Here is a 17,765-nt window from a genome sequence, read left to right as displayed (position 1 = left end):
TATAAAATTATTTTTAATCATCACATCAGGAGGGAAATGAATGTTAGAGGCAAAAAAAATATTAAAAAAGTACTATGGCTATGAGCACTTTAGAAGCGGACAGAAAAATATTATTGAGAGTATCCTACAAGGAAAAGATACATTTGCGATTATGCCTACTGGGGCAGGGAAATCGATTTGTTTTCAAATACCAGCGCTTTTATTAGAAGGATTAACATTGGTTATTTCTCCTTTGATTTCACTTATGAAGGATCAAGTAGATGGGTTAAAAAGTGTAGGGATACCCGCAACATACATTAACAGTGCATTAACATCAATAGAAGTGAAAAAACGGATTGATCATGCTAAAAACGGTGCATACAAGCTCCTGTATGTTGCACCTGAAAGATTAGAATCAGAAGGTTTTTGTCAATTATTAAACACGCTGAATATATCTTTGATAGCAGTGGATGAAGCGCACTGTGTATCTCAATGGGGACATGATTTTAGACCAAGCTATGGCGCTATTGCACCATTGATTAAAAAAATATCTAATAGACCGATTGTAGCAGGATTTACTGCAACTGCAACGAAAGAAGTTAAAGAGGATGCGATAAAGCTTTTATCTCTTGAAAATACAAATGTGTATATGACTGGATTTGATCGTGAAAATTTATCTTTCACTGTCATAAGGGGTGCAAATAAAAAAGATTTTGTAATGGATTATATTAGGGAGAATAAGGAAGAAGTTGGGATTGTTTATGCAGCAACGAGAAAAGAAGTAGAAGCGATTTATGAAAATTTATATAAAAGAGGATACGCTGTAGGAAAATATCATGCAGGCTTAAACCCTATTGAGAGGAAGGAAAGTCAAGAGGCTTTTTTATATGATGATATAAACATCATGATCGCAACAAATGCCTTTGGTATGGGGATCGATAAATCAAATGTACGATATGTGATTCATCATAATATACCTAAAAATATGGAAGCTTATTATCAAGAAGCAGGGCGTGCAGGAAGAGATGGGGAGAAGAGTGAATGCATGCTACTTTTCTCAGCACAGGACGTTATTTTGCAAAAATTTTTTATAGAACAAGGTGATGTATCTGTAGAGAGAGAAAAGAATGAATATAAAAAGTTGCAAGCGATGGTTGATTATTGTCACACAACAAAATGCTTAAGAAAATACATACTAGAATATTTTGGAGAAGAAAATGTAGGAGATATATGTGATAATTGCAGTAATTGCAAAGATGATAGTGAACTTACAGACATTACAATAGAGGCACAAAAGATTTTTTCTTGTATTTACCGCATGAAAGAACGGTTTGGTACTTCCCTTGTAGCAATGGTTTTAAGAGGTTCTAAAAATAAGAAGGTGCTAAGTCTTAACTTTGACCAATTATCTACCTATGGGATTATGAAACAATATACAGAAAAAGAAATAAAAGATATTATGAACATATTGATTGCAGAAGGATATCTTGATCTTACAGAAGGTCAGTATCCTATCGTAAAGCTAGGAAAGAAAGCGGTAGGGGTACTGAAAAATAAAGAAAAAGTTTTACAAAAGATACAAAAAAGGAAAGAAAAAGTATCTGTAGACAATTCTTTGTTTGAAAAGCTTAGAGAGCTTCGAAAAAATATTTCAACAAGAGAGAAAGTACCACCTTATATTATCTTTGCAGATAGTACCTTACGTGAAATGAGTGAATTTTATCCAATAGATCAACGAGAGATGCTTAAAATTAAAGGGGTGGGGGAAGAAAAGCTTAAAAGATATGGGGATGAATTTTTAAATGCTATTAAAGAATATGTAGAAGAAAATGGGATAAAGAATAGAAAAATAGAACATATAGAAATTGAAAAAGATCCAAAAGAAGAGAAAATACCTAGTCATATGATTACTTTTAATATGTACAAAGAAGGGAATTCCTTAAAAGAAATTGCTATGCATCGAGAGATGACAGAGATAACCATTCAAAATCATATCATTCGCTGTGTATCTGAAGGGTTAGATGTAGATTTGGATAATTTCATTCCAAATGAATATGAATCTCTAATTATAGAGACCATAGAAAAAATAGGTGCAGAAAAATTAAAACCTATAAAAGAAGCATTGCCTGATGCAGTGAACTATCTGGCGATTAGAGCGGTTTTGTGTAAACATAAAATATCTATATAGATGAATTTTTCATGGAATATATTAGTATAAATATATTCTATATATAGATAAAGTATATAGTTTTTTTCTATTGGATCATTTGGTAAATGGAAATTATAATGAAATATGTAGTATTATTGAAAAAATATAAAATTTTAAATATAAAAGTAAAATCATTCCTAATCATGAAAGAAGGGTTCTTTATGAAATATAATTTTGATGATGTAAACAATCGTTTGCATACTAATTGTTTAAAATGGGATGGATTGGAAGAACGGTTTGGGATTTCGGATAAAGATTTACTACCTTTGTGGGTAGCAGATATGGATTTTAAGGCGCCGCAGTGTGTAATAGATGCTATTATGAATAGAGCTGAGCACGGTATTTATGGATATGCTGGAGGGTATGACACTTATTATGATGCAGTAATTCATTGGATGAAGCATCGTTATCATTGGGATATAAAAAAAGAATGGATTGTATTTACACCAGGGGTTGTTCCAGCATTAAATATGATCGTAAAAGCATTCACGCATCCTGGAGATAAAGTGATCATTCAGTCGCCTATATATCCTCCATTTTTTAATTCAATTAAAAATAATAGCTGTCATGTAGTGAATAACCCATTGAAGTTTGATGGAAAGAAATATGTAATGGATTTTGATGATTTAGAGAAAAAAATGGAGGATCAAGTAAAACTTATGTTTTTATGTAGTCCTCATAACCCAGTAGGGAGAGTGTGGCACAAAGAAGAAATAAAAAGGCTTGGAGATCTCTGTATAAAGAATAATGTAATACTTGTATCAGATGAAATTCATGCTGATTTAGTGTTAAAAGGCCATAAGCATACGTCTCTTGCTTCAATAAGTGAGGAGTTTGCTCAAAATACGATTGTTTGTACAGCTCCAAGTAAGACTTTCAATATTGCAGGAATTCAAACTTCAAATATTATTATTCCAAATGAAAAAATACGAAATCAATTCTTAAAGGAAAGAGAAAGTGTAGGCATTTCAAAGCCAAATGTATTTGGAATAGAGGCGTTAGAAGCAGCATACTTACATGGTGAAGAATGGCTAGAGCAACTTTTGGGTTATTTACAAGAAAATCTTACCTTCTTGATAAAATATATAGAAGAAAATATTCCTAAAATAAAGGTAATTCAGCCAGAAGCTACTTATTTAGTATGGTTAGATTTAAGAGAACTAGGATTAAATAAAAATGATTTAGAAAATATTATTTTTAATGAAGGAAAGCTCGTACTAAATCAAGGATATACTTATGGAGAAGAAGGAGAGGGGTTTGTAAGGATTAATATTGCTTGTCCACGATCCATATTGAAAGAAGGGCTAAGCAGACTTAAAAAAGTGATAGATAACCAAATATAAGCGAGAAGAAGAGATAAAGATTGGAAGAACAATCGGCTGAATTGCAAGAAATGATGCGACATGCACAAAAAAACAAAAGATTTATCAAAAATATTGATAGAAAATGTAAATGAATTTAAGTTTTAATCAACAAAGGACAGATTGAAAAAATCTGTCCTTTGTTGATTGTTTACCACTTTCTACCTAAACCAATATTTTTATACTCAAAGAATTTTTTTGTTTTTGATTGAGGCTTTTCAGATGAAAGACTTAACCATAGATTTTCGTATAGCTGATTTCGCTTATTCTTCATATCTACAGATTTATATAGGGTTGAAATGGCTATAAGCCCTTCTACTCTTGAAATAATATCAAGTACAGCTATGTTTTTATCAATTGAGCCTTTAATTAAGCCATTTTTTTGGCCTGTATCAATGATTTCTTCTAAGATTGTACTGATATTTTTATAATATGTATCAATCTTTTCAGAAAGTGCATTAAATCTATTTGAATACAGTTGAAAAATTGTAATGAAATTTATAGGATGGTTGAAGTCATTGCCAATCATAATTGAAAGATTCGTATTAAAATCTAAAGCACATTCAAAAAATGATTGAAGCTGATCTTTAGGAGAAACAAATTTTGTTACTGAATGGTTGATCTTTTCCTCTAAATTATTTATTATAAAATAAATACTATTGAATAATAAATCTTCCTTTGACTTAAAATGGTAATAAATTGAAGGCTTCTTTATATTAACTTCATCTGCAATCATACTTAAAGTTGTATTTTCATATCCTTGGATTAAAAAAAACTTTAATGAAGCCATTAGAACTCTATCCTTTGTATTCATAATATCACATACCTCCATTTGATAATATTATATCTCAAATTATCAATATGTTCAAAAAATAATTAAATTGTCAGCTTCATACAAGTAGTATATAATAAAATAAGTAAAATTAAGCGTGGATAAAGTATTTTAAATGGCTACATATAGGAGAGATGATACAATGCATGAGAATCATGAATCCTTTAAACCTTTTATAGCAGCAGAGAAGATACTCCCTGAATTGACTTTTATATCAGTTATTACAGGAATTGTATTAGCAATTGTATTTGGCGCAGTAAATGCATACTTAGGGTTAAAGGTTGGAATGACAATAAGTGCTTCAATACCTGCAGCAGTTGTTGCGATGAGTGTAACAAGAGTAATAATGAAAAGAGATTCAATACTAGAGAGCAATATTGTTCAAACCATTGGATCGGCTGGAGAATCATTGGCTGCTGGCGTAGTATTTACAATTCCTGCAATGTTTTTATGGGCAAAATCAGTAGGGGTAGATATGCCAAGTGTTAAGTTTATAATATTAATTTCCTTGTTTGGGGGAATATTGGGTGTTATGTTTATGATTCCTTTAAGAAAAGCACTTATCGTAAAGGAGCATGGACATCTACCGTATCCAGAGGGAGTAGCTTGTGCTAATGTACTTCTAGCTGGTGAAGAAGGTGGCGAAAAAGCCAAAGCAACATTCGCTGGAGTAGGATTCGGCGCAATATATAAATTTCTCACAGATGGTCTTAAATTATTTCCATCAAATTTAGAATTTCATATAAATAAACCTTTTAGCACATTGATAGGTTTGGATGCATTACCTGCTGTTTTAGGGGTAGGATTCATAATAGGAAAAAGAATTGCAGGTTTTATGCTAGCAGGATCATTACTGGGATGGTTTGTGATCATTCCTTTGATATCAGAATTTGGAATAAATAGCCATGAGGTTATATTCCCAGCATCTGTTGCTGTTGGGCAACTGAGTAGTTGGGATATATGGAATACGTATATACGATATATAGGCGCAGGGGCTGTAGCTTTTGGAGGTGTGAGTAGTCTTATAAAATCCATCCCCCTAATATATGAAACCATCAGAGAAACAATAAACGATTATAATGAAATTATAGGTGGGAAAAGTGCCCTTCGAACAGATCAAGATATCCCCTTGTCTACAGTAGGATTAACCATTGTATTTATCATATTTGCAATAACTGTATTGCCATATGCGAAAATTGGTGCAATAGGTTCTTTGTTAATTGTAGTATTTGGATTTTTTTTCGCTACAGTATCCTCTAGAATTGTTGGAATTATTGGAAGTTCCTCTAATCCAATTTCAGGGATGACCATTGCTACATTAATCATTGCATCTTTAGCGTTTAAAATGAAAAGTGGGATAGGAAATGAAATAATATTCGCTGTATTTACGGTGGGATCCATTATATGTATTATTGTAGCTATGGCAGGGGATACATCTCAGGATCTTAAAACGGGATTTTTAATAGGCGCAACGCCATATAAGCAGCAAATAGGAGAAATGATAGGGGTTGTGGCAAGTGCATTTGTACTAGGTGGGGTGTTGGTTTTATTGGATAGGACCTTAGGATTTGGTTCATCAGCACTCCCTGCTCCCCAAGCAACCTTAGCAAAATTGGTCGTTGAAGGGGTAGTTCAAGGAAATTTGCCCTGGTCTTTAATATTCATTGGGGTGGGAATAGGAATTGTTGTAGAACTTCTTGAATTGCCAATACTTCCTATAGCAATAGGTCTTTACCTTCCGATACATCTTACGACCACAATTTTTATTGGAGGTCTTGTAAGAGGAATATTAGAATGGGATATTATTCGATGTGATGATTTTGAGAGAAATGGAAAAATTGATTTTGGCATTTTATATGCATCTGGCCTTATTGCAGGAGAGGGTGTTGTTGGTATTATAGTAGCCTTATTATCGGTATGGAATATAGATATTTCCATAGGATTGAATATGGGTAGTATTGGAACAAACATTACATTTTGTATTTTAGTGTATATGTTAATGAAATGGTCATTGTTTAAAGAGATTAAACAACATCAATAAACGATAGGGCGGATATGCCCTTTTTTTATTGCTTGCAGATGTACCCAAATTTTCAATCTATTACGTTACAGGGTTAGAATCTATCAATTATAAAAAAATATAAATTTAATAATTTAATAAAAATACAAAGTTATAAATAATTATTCTGGAATAAAGGTAGATATTTATGGAATGTGCGTTAGATAAGAGAGATATTTTTTATCGTATTATTGCTATAGGATAAATAATGATATGGGAGCCCTTTTTATATCAATGTACCGAACGTTAGGCAAATATAAAAAATATAGCCTAACGGCTGTAATTCTTGAAAATAGTGTGAAAATGAAAATGAATATACATTTAAATTCCTATAAAAATCTCTATTTGACTTTTTGAAAAAGGCTGTCTATACTTACAAACAAGGCCGAGACTTAGCGAATAAATGTGTATATGCACAAATAAAAGGTAATTATTTTTTAGCATTTTTAAGAACGACAGAATATGAATGTTTATGAAATTTAGATAACAAATAGGAAAACGTTTATGAACACAATCTAATAAATTAGGAGGAATAAAATATGTCAAGCGCGAATAAGACACAGGAATTTAAACCATTTATTTCTGCAGACAAAATATTACCAGAGTTCACTTGGACTTCAATTATTTTAGGGATATTATTATCAGTTGTTTTTGGTGCAGCTAATGCATACTTAGGATTAAAAGTAGGTATGACAATTAGTGCATCTATTCCAGCTGCAGTAATTTCAATGGGAATTATTAGAGGTGTTTTAAGAAAAGAATCAATACTTGAGAATAACATGGTTCAAACGATTGGATCAGCGGGTGAATCACTAGCAGCGGGAGCGATATTTACACTACCAGCTTTATATATTTGGATGGAAGAGTGGAATATGGGTGCGCCAAATTTAATATCAATTACAGCGATTGCTTTATGTGGTGGTTTACTTGGTGTACTTTTCATGGTTCCTTTGAGAAAAGCATTAATTGTAAAAGAGCATGGTATATTGCCTTATCAAGAAGGAACTGCTTGTGCGGAAGTATTGCATGCAGGTGAAGAAGGTGGAGAAAAGGCGAAAATTACATTTGTAGGACTAGGGATTGGTGCAGCATATAAGTTTATTGCAGATGGTTTTAAATTATTTCCAAGTGAAATAGAAACAGCTATTCCAGGGTATAAAGGAGCAGCAATTGGTGCAGATGTACTACCTGCATTATTGGGTGTTGGATTTATTATAGGACCTAAAATTTCTGCATATATGCTAGGTGGTGCGGTACTTGGATGGTTTGCATTTATTCCACTTATTGCAAACATTGGAAGTATGGGTGATGTAGTGATGTACCCAGCAACTGTGCCTATTGCTGAATTAGATTATTGGGGAATATGGAATTATTATATAAGATACGTAGGTGCTGGAGCTGTTGCATTTGGTGGTGTATTTAGTTTGGTTAAATCTTTACCACTGATTATTCAAACTTTCAAGGATGCAATGAAGGATTATTCAGGTGGCGTTGGTGGTACTACAAACCTTAGAACAGAACAAGATATGCCGATGAAATTAGTTTTAATTGGTACTTTAGCGGTTATTTTAGCAATGATGATGTTACCAATGATACCAGTAGGATTTATGGGTGCTTTATTAATTGCAATTTTTGGTTTCTTCTTTGCAACCGTTTCTTCAAGAATTGTTGGTCTTGTTGGTAGTTCATCAAACCCTGTATCAGGAATGACGATTGCAACATTAATCATAACGGCGATTATATTTAAGGCTACGGGAAATGATGGGCAAGATGGAATGATTGGTACATTAACTGTAGGTGCAATCATCTGTATCATAGCTGCTATGGCAGGGGATACATCGCAAGATTTAAAAACAGGTTTCTTAGTAGGTGCTACGCCTAAGAAACAACAGTATGGTGAAATTATTGGTGCAATAGCAGCAGCTCTTGCGATTGGTGCTGTTTTAACATTATTAAATAAAGCATGGGGATTTGGATCTTCTGAATTACCAGCACCACAGGCTACATTGATGAGATTGGTTATAGAAGGTGTTATGGGTGGAAGTTTACCATGGGCACTTGTATTTACAGGAATAGGTGTAGGTGTTACAATGGAATTACTTGGATTACCTGTTCTTCCAATCGCAATTGGTTTATATTTACCAATCCATTTAAGTACACCAATTATGGTGGGTGGTGTTATTAGAGGTATTTTAGACAAAAAGTTAGAAAAAGCAGGTGGAGAAGATAAGAGTATCAAAGAAAAAATCGAATGTGGGATTCTTTATGCATCTGGATTAATTGCAGGAGAAGGATTAATAGGGATACTACTTGCAGTATTTGCTGTAGCGGAAGTTAATCTTGCAGAGATGCTAGGGTTTAATTTAGGACAGATAGGAGCGATTATATTCTTTGGTTTATTGGTATTGTCACTGATGAAATATTCACTACTAAAGAAAGATTCATCAAAGAAACTTTAATTTAGTGTAAATAAAGAGTGAAATATATGAAATAATATAAAGAGGATATTTAAATATCCTCTTTTGAACTTATAATAAAGAGGTGGGATCATGGCTAAAAAGATAAAGAAGGATGACAATTATTTAGAACTTGTTCCTTTTAAAAATAAAGATCAAAACTGGGAGTTCAATGATCAAGGATTGGTGCAATTGATTATTCCAAGAAATAGTTTGTTGGACAAAATTGTAAGATTTTTCTTTAAAACACCTGAAGTAATGCGAATCGATTTAGATGGTCATGGAAGTTGTGTCTGGAAAGCTATAGATGGTAAAAGGAATGTAGCGGAAATTAGTAAAATAGTAAAAGCAGAATTTGGTGAAAATGCAGAGCCACTTTACGAAAGACTTGGAAAGTATATTAGTATTTTAAGAAATAATAAATTTATAACACTAGAGAAAGTAAGTGATTAATATGGCTGGCTTTGTAGTAAAAGTAGTTTTATTTGCGGTAACAATCACTTTTTTACTGGCATGGGGCTACATCAAGCAACAGCGGAAAACGGAAGAATTATTCAATCAATTATATAGAAAATGTGAAGAAAAAATCATAAAAGAACTTAGCAATGGAGAAGTTTTTACGAGTAAAGAAGTTGAAAAAATCATTCATGGAACGAAAGCATCTCTATTTTGGAGTAAAAATAAATTACAGGTTACAGATTCAAAAATAGTTATGAAGCATTTATTGACGGATCTATTAAATAAAGGATTGATTGTGGAAGTATCAAAAAGCAATCCTAAAAAATATAAACTAAAGTAAAGGGGTTTTTAAAAGTGAAAAATGTGCTAGGGGGATTAAAACCGGAAGCCGTATTTAGAAATTTTGAAAGCTTAACCCAAATACCTAGAGAATCAGGGAATGAAAAAGGCGTAAGCGACTATTTAGTTAAATTTGGGGAAAAATTAGGATTAGATGTAATTCAAGAAGAATGTTTAAATGTTATTATAAAAAAACCTGGGACAAAAGGATATGAGCATGCACCAACAGTAATCCTTCAAGGACATATGGATATGGTCTGTGTAAAAAAAGAAGATTTAGATTTTGACTTTACGAAGGATCCGATTCCACTAATGGTAGATGGAGATATGATTAGGACAAAAGGAACAACATTAGGGGCAGATAATGGCATTGCTGTAGCTATGGCAATGGCGATTTTAGAATCTAATGAATTAGCGCATCCTCCAATTGTAGCCCTTATTACTGTTGCAGAAGAAACCGGAATGGATGGAGTTTTGAATCTTAATCCAGAAAATATAGCAGGAGATATTTTGATCAACATTGATTCAGAAGAAGAGGAAACCATTCTTTCATCTTGTGCAGGCGGTGTAAATAATATTGTACGTTTACCTATTACGTGGAAAATGACAGATGGAGATAAAGAAGGATATAAGATTGCTATAAAAGGATTATTAGGTGGCCATTCTGGTATGGAGATCAATAAAAATAGAGCGAGTGCTATAAAATTACTTGGAAGAATTTTAAGAGAAATTGACAAAAAGATGGATATGGATCTAGCAAGTGTTAGTGGTGGGGAAAAGATGAATGCAATCCCTAAAATGGCCGAAGGAAAACTATTGATTAGCAAAGAAAATATTAGAGAATTAGAAAGCATTATAAAAACATACCAACAAATATTATCACATGAATTTCAGATATCAGATCCAAGAATTGAGATCCAATTAGAAAAAATCAACGGTATTGATCAGGTATTTGATGATGAAACAAAAAAAGCATGTATAGATATTTTAAGATTGTTACCTTTTGGGGTTCAGACAATGAGTGCGGCCATTGATGGCTTAGTAGAAAGCTCAAACAATATAGGGGTTTTAGTTACAAAAGAAGAGGAAATTGAATTTAGTAGTGCAGTAAGGAGTTCTGTTAAATCTTTGAAAAATGAAATAAATGATAGAATTCAAAACGTATGTGATTTAGTAGGTGCTAAAATGGTGTTAGTAGCAGACTATCCAGCATGGGAATATAAATCAAATTCACCGATTAGAGATTTAATGGGTAAGGTTTATAAAGAGAAGTATGGAGAAGAAGTGAAAATAGATGCGATTCATGCAGGCCTTGAGTGTGGATTCTTAAAAGAAAAATTAGGAGATATAGATATGGTTTCTCTAGGGCCTAATATGTATGATGTACATACACAAAATGAACATCTTAGTATTTCATCTACAAAAAGGGTATTTGAATTTTTATGTGAAGTATTAAAGAGAATAAAATAAAAAATTCAGGTGGGGGATAATCTCTACCTGAATTTTTATTTGAAAAAGAATCATATATTATGCATAAAATAATTCATAATGATAGAAGAGATTTAAATTGGTTTAAAAGAATTTTATCTTCGGAATCATAGTATCTAAATTTAGTTTGTGAATTAATAAAAGGTATATATGAAAACTATGATGAAATATCACGTTGTCATAAGGCGTTGGAGGTTGTAAAAATTAGAAGAAGATAAAAAGGATTATCAGTTTTTGTGGTTCAATCATAATATAATTTTATGTGCAATCGGACTGGAAAGGATGAGAGAAGTTCGTGTATTCCCAACTTTTTTTATCTCATCAATTAAAATTTCTAACTCTTTCATATTTTTTACCATGACTTTTAAAGTCATACAATCTCCACCCGTTACATGATGACATTCAACAATACTATTTATTGCAATTGCAAATTCCAAAAATTTTGCATATTTATCTGCAGCCATTGATATATCAATAAATGCTTGAATATTTTTATCTAGTTTCTCTGGATCAATGATAGCCTTATAGCCCGTAATAACACCATTTTCTTCTAATCTTCGAACTCTTTCGGTTACAGCAGGGGAAGTAAGACCCACCATCTTACCTAAATCTTTCATAGAAATTCGACCATTATTTTGTAATATTTCTATAATTCTATAATCTGTAGTATCCATCACTTTTACCTCCTTTTAAAAAATAAAGAAAAATAGAATTTTAACTATAATAATAAAGCAATTATATTATAACACTTTTTATAGTAACTGTACACATAGCATATAGCTTGGTAAAATGATATTGAAATAAGCTTTTACAAGTTTATATTGAGGAAGATGCATAAAAATGTATGATTTCGTGAGATAGTAATGGTGTGAAATCGTTTTTAAACAATAGTAAATTTGAAGGAATTATTTGAAATAAATATGAAATGAAAGGTAGGAGGTAAAAACATGGCAAAAGTTAAAATTACAGAAACAATTTTAAGAGATGCCCATCAATCATTGATTGCTACTAGAATGAAAACAGAAGAAATGTTACCGATCCTTGAAAAATTAGATCAAGCAGGATATCATGCTTTAGAGATGTGGGGAGGAGCTACTTTTGACGCTTCTTTAAGATTTTTAAATGAAGATCCATGGGAAAGACTTAGAGCCATAAGAAAAAAAGTAAAAAATACTAATTTACAAATGTTGTTAAGAGGACAAAATATATTAGGATATAAGCATTATGCAGATGATGTAGTTGCTGAGTTTGTAAAAAAATCTATTGCCAATGGGATTGATATTATAAGAATATTTGATGCATTAAATGATACAAGAAATATAAGGGTTGCGTTAGAAACAACGAAAAAAGAGGGCGGTCACGCACAAGCAGCCATTGCTTATACGATAAGTCCTGTTCATACAACAGAAACTTATGTAAAGTTAGCAAAAGAAATGCAGAGCATGGGCGCAGATTCTATTTGTATAAAGGATATGTCAGGATTATTGACACCCTATTATGCTTATGAGCTTGTAGCAGCGTTGAAAAAAGCTGTAAAAATTCCACTAGAGTTACATTCTCATACAACTAGTGGACTTGCAAGTATGATGTATCTAAAAGCAATTGAAGCAGGTGTAGATATCATAGATACAGCGATATCACCTTTTTCACTTGGAACATCACAACCTCCTACAGAATCGTTGGTTGCAACGCTAAATGGCACGAAATATGATACAGGACTAAAAATTGAAAAATTAAATGAAATTGCAGAGTATTTTGAACCAATACGAGAAAAAAGCTTGAAAAGTGGACTTTTAAATCCCAAAATACTAGGAGTAGATATTAATACATTGATTTATCAAGTACCAGGAGGAATGCTTTCAAACCTTGTTGCACAGTTAAAAATGCAAAATGCGCTTGATAAATATGAAGAAGTATTAAAAGAAGTACCAAGAGTAAGAGAAGATTTAGGATATCCGCCTTTAGTTACGCCTACAAGTCAAATGGTAGGAACACAAGCTGTATTGAATGTAGTAATGGGTGAAAGGTATAAAATGGTTCCAAAAGAAATAAAAGCTTATGTAAAAGGAATGTATGGAAAATCTACAGTGCCAATGAAAGAAGAAATGATCAAAAAAATAATTGGAAATGAAGAGGTTATTACTTGCAGACCAGCAGATTTAATAAAGCCACAGTTAGAAAATATAAAAAATGAAATGAAAGAATACCTAGAACAAGAAGAAGATGTATTATCGTATGCATTATTTCCACCAGTAGCTATGGAATTTTTTAAGTATCGACAAGCAAAAAAGTATGAAATAGATAGTAATTATGCCGATAAAGAAGAGAAGACATATCCTGTATAAACGAAAGGAGAATAATGATGAATATTTCATTATCAAAAAAACATATGGAGATCTCTCCATCTATTACATTAGACATTACAGCTAAAGCAAAAAAAATGAAAGTTGATGGAATAGATGTGGTAAGTTTTGGAGCTGGTGAGCCAGATTTTAATACACCAGTGCATATTAGAGAAGCAGCTATAGATGTAATGAACAAGGGACTAACTGGCTATACTGCTGCATCAGGACTTCCAGAATTAAAACAAGCGATCTGTGATAAGTTACAAAATGATAACAACTTAGCGTATAAACCTGCAAATATTGTAGTTTCAAATGGTGCAAAGCATTCCTTGCATAATGTATTACAAGCAATTTGTAATCCAGGAGATGAAGTGATTATTTCCGTCCCTTATTGGGTAAGTTACACAGAACTTGTAAAATTAGCAGATGCGCAGCCTGTTTTAGTGGAGACTTCAGAGGAAAGTGGTTTTAAATATACAAAAGAAAGCTTACAAAGAGTAATCAATCAAAATACAAAGGCGATTATTTTAAACAGCCCAAATAACCCAACAGGAACGGTTTATACAGAAGATGAATTAAAAGAAATCTCAGAAATTGCAGTAAAACATAATATTTTTGTGATATCCGATGAAATTTATGAAAAATTGATTTATGACGGAAAGCATGTCAGCATTGCTTCTCTTGGAGATGAAATTAAGAAATTGACAATTGTTATAAATGGGATGTCAAAAGCGTATGCAATGACAGGTTGGAGAATTGGTTATTTAGCTGCAAATGAAGAAATTGTGCATGTGATTAATAATATTCAAAGTCATGCTACTTCTAATCCAAATACTATTGCCCAATATGCAAGTATCGCTGCACTAAAAGAAGATCAAGAGCCCATTCAAAAAATGGTGGAGGCTTTTGTTGAAAGAAGAAATTACATGGTAGAAAAAATCAATACAATTGAGCATTTATCTTGTAGAATGCCAGAGGGTGCTTTTTATGTAATGGTAAATATATCAAAAATTATTGGAAAAACTTTTAATGGATTTACAATCAATCATTCAATGGATTTTGCCAATTATTTATTAGAAACTGTAAAAGTAGCAGTAATTCCAGGTATTGCTTTTGGCGCAGATCATTATATTAGACTTTCCTATGCTACCTCACTTGAAAATATTAAAGAAGGATTAAAAAGAATTGAAGAGGCGATTCAATAATAAGTAGATAAATTGAAAAAACATCCGAAAGGATGTTTTTTTCTGCTTTATCGAAGGAAGCACCTTTTGTAATTCAGAAAAGAGCATAAAAACATTGCTGAAAGATAGTATTGTGTTTTTTATATAAACTGCAAAAATAAAGTGAATAAGCAAACAAAAGAGATAGATACAAAGTATCGTTGGTGTAATCGAATAGGATATTTTACTCTTCAGAGGGAATTTTCAAATTGATATTGACAGAATATAAATCCATGTGTATAATATCTTTTGTAAGTAATATTTTGGATTTTTTAAGGGCGCATAGCTCAGCTGGGAGAGCACCTGCCTTACAAGCAGGGGGTCATAGGTTCGATCCCTATTGCGCCCACCATAAGTAGACATCTAAAATCTTTAATTTTACTAGGGTCACTTAGCGAGCAAGGATTACTAACATCCTTGGTTTTATTGAATGGCCCGGTAGTTCAGTTGGTTAGAATGCCAGCCTGTCACGCTGGAGGTCGAGGGTTCGAGCCCCTTCCGGGTCGCCAATTTTTATAAAGAAAAGATACAGAATATAGCATAGATAGATGTGTAAGCTAGTATATATGCGGAAGTGGCTCAGTGGTAGAGCATCGCCTTGCCAAGGCGAGGGTCGCGAGTTCGAATCTCGTCTTCCGCTCCATATATGGCGGCATAGCCAAGTGGTAAGGCAGAGGTCTGCAAAACCTTTATTCCCCAGTTCAAATCTGGGTGCCGCCTCCAATAATATAAAATAGAACTTTTACAATCCTAGTCAATTCTAGGATTTTTTGTTTTTACATTATAGCCATATGATATAATGAGTGCATAAACCGAAATAGGGAGGGGATTCATTGAAAGTTAAGGAAGCTATGACAAGAGATCCAATTATATTAACTATGAATGATACGCTCAATCATGCTGTAAATATTTTTATAAAAAATCATATAGATGGCATTCCAATTGTTGATGAACAAGGAAAATTAATAAATGTTATCACGAAAACAGATATAATGAAAGCTTTTGTGAATAAGGTTTCTCCGCTTATGCAAATAAATAAGATTGCTTCTAAAAGGGTCGTTACTATTTTGGAAGATGCAGAAATACAAGATGCTTGGCATATTAAAGTAGGATGCCTTCCTGTTATAAATGCACAAGGAAATTTGGTTGGAATACTTACGCGTACAGATTTATCTAAAAGACTTTTTGAAAACGAAGTTCAGGAATCGAGTGAATTGAAAACGGTTCTAAATTTAATAAATAATGGGATTATTATCATCAATAGGGAAGGGGTTATTACTCGATGCAATGCTGCAGCAAGGAGAATATTAAATTTAGATAACCAAAGTATTATTGGTTTTAAAATAAAAGATGTTTTACCAGAATTGAAATTGCATGAGGTTATTGAGAAGGGTGTTCATGCATCTGCAGAAAAAATCTATTTCAAAAACAAAACGCTTATATGTGAGCGTATTCCTTTGTTCAAAGATAAAGAAGTTTTTGCTGGGGTTATTGCTTTTAAGGATAGCTATGATTTACAAAGTGTTATAGATGAATTAAATACTGTACAACAATTATCCGAAAAACTAGATGCAGTGATTGAATCTTCATATGATGGTATTTATATTACAGATGGACAAGCAAATACTGTTAAAATTAATAAATCCTATGAAAGAATTACGGGCGTAAATCGAGAAGAAATGTTAGACAAAAATATGTTAGAATTAGAAAAATCAAGGTGTGTTTCTGAATCTGCAACGTTAAGAGTTTTAGAAACGAAAGGAACAGTTACCATTCATCAAAAATTTCGTACTGGAAAAAATGCATTGGTTACGAGTACACCGATTCTTGATGAAAATGGGGAAATTATCATGGTTGTAACAAATGTGAGAGATATTACTGAACTTGCAAAATTAAAAAAACAACTGGAAAAAAATAAAGAATTAACACAAAAATATTATTCTGAAATCGAAGAAATGCGTATGCAACTTTTAAACACACTACATATTGTTGCTCAAGATGAAAAGATGCTTGAAACAATGAGGATTGCAAAAAGAGTTGCAAAGGTTGATACAACCGTATTGGTATTAGGAGAAACGGGTGTTGGAAAAGAAGAAGTTGCAAAATTTATTCATAAGAATAGCAATAGAAGAAGAAACCAATTTATTAAAATCAATTGCGGTGCAATACCAGTAAACCTAATAGAATCTGAATTGTTTGGATATGAAAAAGGAGCTTTTACTGGAGCAAATAGAGAAGGTAAAGTCGGGTTGTTTGAAATCGCAGATGGTGGAACATTATTCTTAGACGAGGTAGGGGAATTATCGTTAGATATACAAGTGAAATTACTTCGTGTTTTACAAGAGCATGAAATTAAGCGTATAGGTGGAAATACATGTATAAAAATAGATGTTCGGATTTTGGCCGCTACAAATCGTAATCTTGAACGAATGGTAAAAGAAAAATGTTTTCGAGAAGATCTCTACTATCGATTAAATGTGATTCCCATGAATATCCCCCCTTTAAGGGAACGAAGAGGAGATATTCTTCCACTTGTGAGTTATTTTCTCTCTGAGTTAAATGAGAAGTATGGTTGGAATAAAGAATTTAGTAAAGAGGCTTTGGAATCTTTATATGAATATGCGTGGCTAGGAAATGTGAGGGAATTAAAGAATATTGTAGAACGTGTAGTTATTATGAGCAATGAAGATCGTATTATTTTAAATGACCTACCCAAAGAAATTATTGCATACAAGCATGATAAAAATTTAATGATCAGCCCTCAAATTATACCATTAAAGGATGCTGTGGCAAATGTGGAGAAAAATCTGTTAGATAAAGCTTTTGAAAAGTATGGAAATGTAAGGGATGCAGCAAAAGTTTTAGGCATAGATGCTTCAACATTTGTTAGAAAAAGACAAAAATATAAGACTTTATAACCGTTGAACATAGAAAAATCTGCTGCTAAAATGCAACAGGTTTTTTATCATTTAAAATAAGTAAAAATACATCAACAACGATTTCATCAAAGTTCTT

12 protein-coding genes and 4 tRNA genes are annotated in these 17,765 nt (G+C 32.4%); 14 read left to right on the top strand and 2 right to left on the bottom strand.

Features of this window, described 5'->3' with window-relative positions:
* Positions 1-40 precede the first annotated feature (40 nt).
* On the top strand, positions 41-2,167 hold the full coding sequence (recQ, locus tag EV214_RS08290; RefSeq protein ID WP_132244625.1) for a DNA helicase RecQ: 2,127 nt from the start codon (positions 41-43) through the stop codon (positions 2,165-2,167).
* A 182-nt stretch (positions 2,168-2,349) separates the two neighbouring features.
* A complete protein-coding gene (locus EV214_RS08285) occupies positions 2,350-3,531 on the top strand; it encodes a MalY/PatB family protein (protein ID WP_132244623.1) in 1,182 nt (393 codons plus the stop codon).
* A 169-nt stretch (positions 3,532-3,700) separates the two neighbouring features.
* On the opposite strand, the gene EV214_RS08280 is transcribed toward EV214_RS08285, so the two are convergent.
* A complete protein-coding gene (locus EV214_RS08280) occupies positions 3,701-4,363 on the bottom strand; it encodes a TetR/AcrR family transcriptional regulator (protein WP_165916308.1) in 663 nt (220 codons plus the stop codon).
* Between the two features lie 160 nt (positions 4,364-4,523).
* Here EV214_RS08280 and EV214_RS08275 point away from each other — a divergent pair, with 160 nt between their 5' ends.
* The 5 genes from EV214_RS08275 (at position 4,524) to EV214_RS08255 (ending at position 11,164) form a co-directional block, all read left to right on the top strand.
* Positions 4,524-6,422: an OPT family oligopeptide transporter gene (locus EV214_RS08275; RefSeq protein ID WP_132244619.1), complete on the top strand. Its 1,899-nt coding sequence runs from the start codon at positions 4,524-4,526 to the stop codon at positions 6,420-6,422.
* A gap of 557 nt (positions 6,423-6,979) precedes the next feature.
* A complete protein-coding gene (locus EV214_RS08270; protein ID WP_132244617.1) occupies positions 6,980-8,899 on the top strand; it encodes an OPT family oligopeptide transporter in 1,920 nt (639 codons plus the stop codon).
* Positions 8,900-8,989: 90 nt separating this feature from the next.
* Positions 8,990-9,349, top strand: a complete 360-nt coding sequence (locus EV214_RS08265) for a PqqD family protein (protein WP_132244615.1) — start codon at positions 8,990-8,992, stop codon at positions 9,347-9,349.
* A 1-nt stretch (position 9,350) separates the two neighbouring features.
* The gene (locus tag EV214_RS08260) at positions 9,351-9,695 is read left to right on the top strand and encodes a hypothetical protein (protein WP_132244613.1); all 345 of its coding nucleotides are present in this window, start codon (positions 9,351-9,353) and stop codon (positions 9,693-9,695) included.
* Between the two features lie 14 nt (positions 9,696-9,709).
* Positions 9,710-11,164 (top strand): aminoacyl-histidine dipeptidase, encoded by a 1,455-nt coding sequence (locus EV214_RS08255; RefSeq protein WP_132244611.1) that lies wholly within the window; start codon positions 9,710-9,712, stop codon positions 11,162-11,164.
* Positions 11,165-11,427: 263 nt separating this feature from the next.
* Here the strand turns inward: EV214_RS08255 and EV214_RS08250 are convergent, their stop codons facing one another.
* Complete coding sequence (locus EV214_RS08250) at positions 11,428-11,856, bottom strand: Lrp/AsnC family transcriptional regulator (protein ID WP_132244609.1); 429 nt, start codon at positions 11,854-11,856, stop codon at positions 11,428-11,430.
* A gap of 273 nt (positions 11,857-12,129) precedes the next feature.
* Between EV214_RS08250 and EV214_RS08245 the strand changes: the two genes are divergently transcribed.
* From EV214_RS08245 to EV214_RS08215, 7 genes are all read left to right on the top strand, one after another.
* Positions 12,130-13,527, top strand: coding sequence for an oxaloacetate decarboxylase subunit alpha (locus EV214_RS08245; protein WP_132244607.1), 1,398 nt, complete (start codon positions 12,130-12,132; stop codon positions 13,525-13,527).
* 17 nt (positions 13,528-13,544) lie between these two features.
* The gene (locus EV214_RS08240) at positions 13,545-14,732 is read left to right on the top strand and encodes a pyridoxal phosphate-dependent aminotransferase (protein WP_330571279.1); all 1,188 of its coding nucleotides are present in this window, start codon (positions 13,545-13,547) and stop codon (positions 14,730-14,732) included.
* 294 nt (positions 14,733-15,026) lie between these two features.
* Positions 15,027-15,102, top strand: a tRNA-Val gene (locus EV214_RS08235).
* An 80-nt stretch (positions 15,103-15,182) separates the two neighbouring features.
* A tRNA-Asp gene (locus EV214_RS08230) sits at positions 15,183-15,259 on the top strand.
* Positions 15,260-15,318: 59 nt separating this feature from the next.
* A tRNA-Gly gene (locus EV214_RS08225) sits at positions 15,319-15,393 on the top strand.
* Positions 15,394-15,398: 5 nt separating this feature from the next.
* Positions 15,399-15,473 (top strand) — tRNA-Cys (locus EV214_RS08220).
* Between the two features lie 110 nt (positions 15,474-15,583).
* Positions 15,584-17,668, top strand: coding sequence for a sigma 54-interacting transcriptional regulator (locus tag EV214_RS08215; protein ID WP_132244605.1), 2,085 nt, complete (start codon positions 15,584-15,586; stop codon positions 17,666-17,668).
* The last annotated feature ends 97 nt before the right edge of the window (positions 17,669-17,765 follow it).

Origin of the sequence: Marinisporobacter balticus, assembly GCF_004345705.1 — a bacterium.
Classification (GTDB): domain Bacteria; phylum Bacillota; class Clostridia; order Peptostreptococcales; family Thermotaleaceae; genus Marinisporobacter; species Marinisporobacter balticus.
The sequence above is the reverse complement of the archived record's forward strand: the minus strand, read 5'-3'. Positions and strand labels throughout refer to the sequence as shown.

Excerpts from the sequence above, each read along its gene's own strand:
- EV214_RS08265 (WP_132244615.1), top strand. The coding sequence starts at position 8,990 with ATGGCTAAAAAGATAAAGAAGGATGACAATTATTTAGAACTTGTTCCT.
- EV214_RS08240 (WP_330571279.1), top strand. The coding sequence starts at position 13,545 with ATGAATATTTCATTATCAAAAAAACATATGGAGATCTCTCCATCTATT.
- EV214_RS08275 (WP_132244619.1), top strand. The coding sequence starts at position 4,524 with ATGCATGAGAATCATGAATCCTTTAAACCTTTTATAGCAGCAGAGAAG.
- EV214_RS08260 (WP_132244613.1), top strand. The coding sequence starts at position 9,351 with ATGGCTGGCTTTGTAGTAAAAGTAGTTTTATTTGCGGTAACAATCACT.
- recQ (WP_132244625.1), top strand. The coding sequence starts at position 41 with ATGTTAGAGGCAAAAAAAATATTAAAAAAGTACTATGGCTATGAGCAC.
- EV214_RS08250 (WP_132244609.1), bottom strand. The coding sequence starts at position 11,856 with ATGGATACTACAGATTATAGAATTATAGAAATATTACAAAATAATGGT.
- EV214_RS08280 (WP_165916308.1), bottom strand. The coding sequence starts at position 4,363 with ATGAATACAAAGGATAGAGTTCTAATGGCTTCATTAAAGTTTTTTTTA.
- EV214_RS08245 (WP_132244607.1), top strand. The coding sequence starts at position 12,130 with ATGGCAAAAGTTAAAATTACAGAAACAATTTTAAGAGATGCCCATCAA.
- EV214_RS08285 (WP_132244623.1), top strand. The coding sequence starts at position 2,350 with ATGAAATATAATTTTGATGATGTAAACAATCGTTTGCATACTAATTGT.
- EV214_RS08270 (WP_132244617.1), top strand. The coding sequence starts at position 6,980 with ATGTCAAGCGCGAATAAGACACAGGAATTTAAACCATTTATTTCTGCA.